Source organism: Mucilaginibacter sp. P4_G9 (genome assembly GCF_056400985.1).
The window spans coordinates 1-1160 of record NZ_JBFUKF010000793.1 but is presented as its reverse complement, the minus strand read 5'-3'; the positions used below and the strand labels follow the sequence as shown (position 1 = coordinate 1160).

At 44.3% G+C, this 1160-nt stretch carries 1 protein-coding gene; it reads right to left on the bottom strand.

The genetic code is table 11. From position 1 onward, the window contains the following. A partial coding sequence (locus tag AC1DPZ_RS27690) for a heavy metal translocating P-type ATPase metal-binding domain-containing protein (RefSeq protein ID WP_477409583.1) occupies positions 1–1041 on the bottom strand: 1041 nt, incomplete at its 3' end. Positions 1042–1160 lie beyond the last annotated feature (119 nt).

The window sequence follows — 1160 nt, the reverse complement described above, 5'->3', positions numbered from 1 at the left end:
TTCCTTCCCCGAGTCGAGGATTTGAACTGCTACCGGAAAAARAGACCGGTAATCTCTTTCAAAGGAAATATGATGATAGGTTTTCTGCTGGACAAATCTTCCCACCAGCAGGAAAAATACCAGCCCGCATAAAGTATCTGCAAAACCCGCCCCCGTATGAGTTATAACCTCCGCCGCAGTACGGAGAAACAACACCGCGATACCCAGCGCCAACGGAAAATCGATATTTAATATCTTGTTTTTTAAATTATGCCAGGCGGAAATGAAGTAGCCGCGGCCGCTAAAAAACACAACCGGAAGGGTAAACAGGATGTTGAGGTAACCAAAAAAATGCCTGAAGGTTTGTTCATAATCTGAAAGCCCGAAGTATTCCGGAAAACTGAGCAGCATGACATTGCCAAAACAAAAACCCGCCACGGCGATCTTCTGTACAAGGTTGTCTTTTTTCGCTTTGGTTTGTCTTTTGATAATATCCTGCAGACTGATTAGGGGTTCATAGCCCACATCGTATAACAGCTCCACCAGTTGCTGCAGGCTGAGCTCGCGGGGATCGAACCGAACGATCAGTTGTTTTTTTAGGAAATCCACCCTTGAATAGTGAATAGCCGGATTAAAGCGGTTCAATTGTTCCAGCAACCAAAGACAGGAGCTGCAATGAATCTGCGGGATATACAGCGTAATGACCGACAACCGATCATCAGTGTAATCCAGCAATTCGGCCAGAATGGTCGGATCACTCAGATAATCAAAGCGTTTGTCTGTTCTCACCCGCGTCGTTCCGGGATGATCATTATAGTTATAGTAGCTGCAAAGGCCGGCACCGGAAAGTATTTCATACACACTTTGGCAACCCTGGCAGCAGAATTGCTTTTCTTCCGTTTGATAAGCAGTGGTCAAACATTCATCACCGCAATGATAGCAGCTGGTTTTGACAAGCGTTGTAGTTTCCGGCATTTTTCTTTCAATTTGTTGGCTCAAAAATGAAGGATTGACCCTAACTCTGAAATGATTTGGATTGCCTAAAAAGATGATCTCCGTCACTTTTTACCTGATTCTCCATTACCCGGTCAATATGTTTAGCAGAATTCAGGTTATGCGTTAATGCCTGGCAGGGAATATCTTTTTGCCCAACAAGCCAAACACCTTTTGATGTTTATAAG